Here is a 3,766-nt window from a genome sequence, read left to right on the forward strand (position 1 = left end):
TCTGGACGTGCTCGTCAACGGCCCCCTGATCGCCCACGGTGAAGTGGTGGTGGTGAACGAAAAATTCGGCATTCGGATGACCGACGTCATCAGTCCATCCGAACGGATCAAGAAGCTGCGCTGATGGAAGGAAGTGCCGCCACTCAGTTGATAAGTGTGCTGTTCAGCCTGCTGCTGATCATCGCACTGATCTTCGCCCTTGCCTGGTTGCTGCGCCGCTTTGGTCAGGGTGCCTTCACGAACTCGTCGGCCATGAAAGTGGTCGCTACCTTGCCGTTGGGGACCCGTGAGCGGTTGTTGGTGGTGGAAGTGGGCGGTCAGCAGCTGCTGCTCGGCGTTACCGCCCAACAAATCCGTACACTGCACGTGTTTGAAGAACCGGTGATCGACGCACAAGGCGTCAGAAGCAGCGACTTCAAACAGCGGTTGATGAACATCATGAACAAGAACACCAAGCCCTGATGAAGCCTTACCCCTCAGTTCACTACCGTTTTTTCTGCTCGCTGCTGCTGTTGGTCCTGTTGGGCTTCGGCGCGGGACCGGCCCTGGCCCAGGAAGCGCCGGAAACCCAGCCGCCAGCAGAGCAGGGCGTCGGCGGCTCCCTGCCCGCCATTCCCGGCTTACCGGCCCTGACCGTCACCACCAACCCGGACGGCTCGGAAGAATACTCGGTCACGCTCCAGATCCTCGCGATCATGACCGCGTTCACCTTCCTGCCAGCGATCCTGCTGATGATGACCTCCTTCACCCGGATCATCATCGTCTTCGCCATCCTGCGTCAGGCCCTGGGCCTACAGCAATCGCCGTCCAACCAGGTACTGATCGGCCTCTCGTTGTTTCTGACCCTGTTCATCATGCAGCCCGTGTTCGAACGCGTAAACGCCGAAGCCCTGCAGCCCTACATCAACGAAGAAATCAACGCCCAGACTGCACTGGCGAGAACCACCGAACCCTTCCACGCGTTCATGCTGGCCCAGACCCGAGAATCCGACATCGAACTGTTCGTCGGCATCGCCGACAACCCGGACATCCAGACACCCCAGGACACCCCCTTCAGCATCCTGGTCCCGGCATTCGTCACCAGCGAACTCAAAACCGCCTTCCAGATCGGGTTCATCATCTTCATCCCGTTCCTGGTCATCGACATCGTCGTTGCCAGCGTGCTCATGGCCATGGGCATGATGATGCTCTCGCCCCTGATCATCTCACTGCCGTTCAAAATCATGCTCTTCGTCCTGGTCGACGGCTGGGCCATGATCATCGGCACACTCGCCGCCAGCTTCGGTGTATAAGGAGGCCCTATGACCCCGGAAGTTGTCATGGACATCTTCGCCGACGCCCTCTACCTCGTCATCCTGATGCTGGTCGTCATCGTCGGCCCCGGCCTACTGGTGGGCCTGGTGGTGAGCATGTTCCAGGCCGCCACCCAGATCAACGAACAGACCCTGAGCTTCCTGCCACGCCTGCTTGTCACCCTGGCCTCAGTCATGATTGCCGGCCCCTGGCTACTCAGAGAGTTCATGGACCTGTTCACCCGTTTATACACCAACGTCCCAAACTTAATAGGGTAGAGCAGAAAGAACACACAAAACGCCGAAGCAACCAATGAGCCTCCGGGGCCAAGGGTGTCCTTTTCAAACCGTCGCTTCATGGATGAAGCGATGGAGCCCCATGGATGGGTTCATGTGTTTTGAAAAGGACACCCTTGGCCCCGGAGGCGGACTTTCAGAACGGCACCCTCGAAGGGCGATTGATTGAACCAATGAACGAACTGGTATTGAGCGAACAACAACTGATGCAATTTATCGGTCAATACCTCTGGCCGATGCTCCGCATTGGTGGCCTCTTCCTCGCCATGCCCGTCATCGGCGCCCAGACCGTCACCGCAAGAGTCCGCATCGTCCTCACCGCCTTCGTCACCCTACTGGTAGCACCACTGCTCCCGCCACCACCCGACATCGATCTCGTCTCCATACAAGCCATGGCCATCGTCGCCAGAGAACTGCTCATCGGCATCGCCATGGGCTTCATGCTCCAGGTCTTCCTGCACATCTTCATATTGGCCGGCGAACTCATGGCCATGAAAATGGGCCTCGGCTTCGCCGCCATGAACGACCCATCCACCGGTGTCTCCACCACCGTACTGTCCCAATTCTACCTGCTGCTCGCGACCTTGTTGTTTCTCAGCTATAACGGCCATCTCATCATCATCGGCATGCTCGTGGACAGCTTCCAGAGCCTGCCTATTGGAGGCGGCGGCCTCGGCTCCGGCGCCTTCGCCACCATCGCCGGCATGGGCACCTGGCTGTTCAGCGCCGCCCTGGTAATCACCTTGCCGGTGTTTACCGCCGTCATGGTCATCAACATGGCCTTTGGTGCCATGAACCGCTCCGCACCGCAGATGAACGTATTCACCGTCGGCTTTCCCATGACCCTCATCTTTGGCATCCTGGTCATGTGGTTCGCTTTGCCCGCACTGCTTCCCGTGTTCGAAGTCTTCACCCAAGAAGCCTTTGAACTGGTTCGATTGGTAATAGGACTGCCCTGATGGCCGAAGAAAACGACAGCAGTCAGGAAAAGACAGAAGAACCCACGGCGCGAAAACAGGAAAAAGCGCGCGAGGAAGGGCAGATCCCCCGATCCCGGGAACTGACCACCACCTTCATATTGCTCGCCGGTACCATAGGGCTGATGTTGTTCGGTCCCTTTATGGCGGGCAAACTCGCCGGCATCCTGAAATTCAATTTCTCGCTGGAGCGGGAAGTGGTGTTCAACACCGATGCCATGGTCGAACACCTGACCGCGTCGCTGTATCAAGGAACCTTGAGCATGATGCCGGTGTTCGCCTTGTTGCTGGTGGCTTCCATCGCCGGCCCTATTGGCCTGGGCGGTTGGCTGTTCAGCAGCAAATCCATGGCCCCCAAGGCCAGCCGAATGAACCCGCTCGCCGGTCTCAAGCGCATGTTCGCTCTAAAGGCGTTGATGGAGCTCGCCAAAGCGTTGGGGAAGGTAATGCTCATCATGGCGGTTGCGGTTGGCCTGCTGGTTGTGCAGCAGCAGGATATGTTGCGGCTATCAGACCAGGAACCGCTGACAGCGATCAAGAATTCGGTGTGGCTCAGTGGCGTTGCCGCTATCGCTTTGGCCGCGGTCACCATTGCCATTGCAGCGATTGATATTCCGTTCCAGATTTTTGAGAACAACAAGAAACTGAAAATGTCCCGGCAGGAAGTCAAGGATGAGATGAAGGACACCGAAGGCAAGCCGGAGGTCAAAAGCAAAATCCGCCAGTTGCAGAGAGAAATGGCTCAGCGTCGGATGATGTCGAAAGTCCCGAAAGCGGACGTGGTCATCACCAACCCCACGCACTATTCGGTGGCCTTGAAATACGACCCGGATACCATGGCGACGCCGATTCTGGTGGCCAAGGGGGCGGATCAGACAGCGATGAAGATCCGTGAAATCGCCCGCGCCCACAATATCGACATCATGGAATCTCCCGCCCTGACCCGGGCGATTTACCACACTACGGAAATCGATCAGGAAGTCCCGGCGGATCTGTACATGGCCGTTGCCCAGGTATTGGCCTACGTCTTCCAGCTACGCAATTTCCGCAAGGGCCGCGGCGAAAAACCCGCCTACCCAAGAAACATCCAGGTCCCCCGCGATATGCGCTTCGACTGAGGTCGGTTCAACCGGGGGCTGTGGTTATTGGAGAGCCCGGCGGCTACGGGGTATAGCCATTGGAGACCCGCCGTGAACCCAT

6 protein-coding genes are annotated in these 3,766 nt (G+C 58.0%); all 6 read left to right on the plus strand.

Annotated features, from left to right (window positions below):
* On the plus strand, window positions 1-124 hold a 124-nt coding region (locus tag B3520_RS14915; protein WP_286876376.1), incomplete at its 5' end, for a FliM/FliN family flagellar motor switch protein.
* Complete coding sequence (gene fliO, locus B3520_RS14920; protein ID WP_286805528.1) at window positions 124-462, plus strand: flagellar biosynthetic protein FliO; 339 nt, start codon at window positions 124-126, stop codon at window positions 460-462. The genes B3520_RS14915 and fliO, both read left to right, overlap by 1 nt.
* Complete coding sequence (fliP, locus tag B3520_RS14925) at window positions 462-1,292, plus strand: flagellar type III secretion system pore protein FliP (RefSeq protein ID WP_286805530.1); 831 nt, start codon at window positions 462-464, stop codon at window positions 1,290-1,292. The genes fliO and fliP overlap by 1 nt, the downstream gene beginning before the upstream one ends.
* Before the next feature lie 9 nt (window positions 1,293-1,301).
* A complete protein-coding gene (gene fliQ, locus B3520_RS14930; RefSeq protein WP_024459979.1) occupies window positions 1,302-1,571 on the plus strand; it encodes a flagellar biosynthesis protein FliQ in 270 nt (89 codons plus the stop codon).
* A 191-nt stretch (window positions 1,572-1,762) separates the two neighbouring features.
* Complete coding sequence (gene fliR, locus B3520_RS14935; protein ID WP_286876372.1) at window positions 1,763-2,548, plus strand: flagellar biosynthetic protein FliR; 786 nt, start codon at window positions 1,763-1,765, stop codon at window positions 2,546-2,548.
* On the plus strand, window positions 2,548-3,684 hold the full coding sequence (gene flhB / locus B3520_RS14940) for a flagellar biosynthesis protein FlhB (RefSeq protein WP_286876373.1): 1,137 nt from the start codon (window positions 2,548-2,550) through the stop codon (window positions 3,682-3,684). Before fliR ends, flhB begins: the two co-directional genes overlap by 1 nt.
* The last annotated feature ends 82 nt before the right edge of the window (window positions 3,685-3,766 follow it).

It is taken from the genome of Marinimicrobium sp. UBA4509 (genome assembly GCF_002388575.1).
Lineage (GTDB): Bacteria > Pseudomonadota > Gammaproteobacteria > Pseudomonadales > Cellvibrionaceae > Marinimicrobium > Marinimicrobium koreense.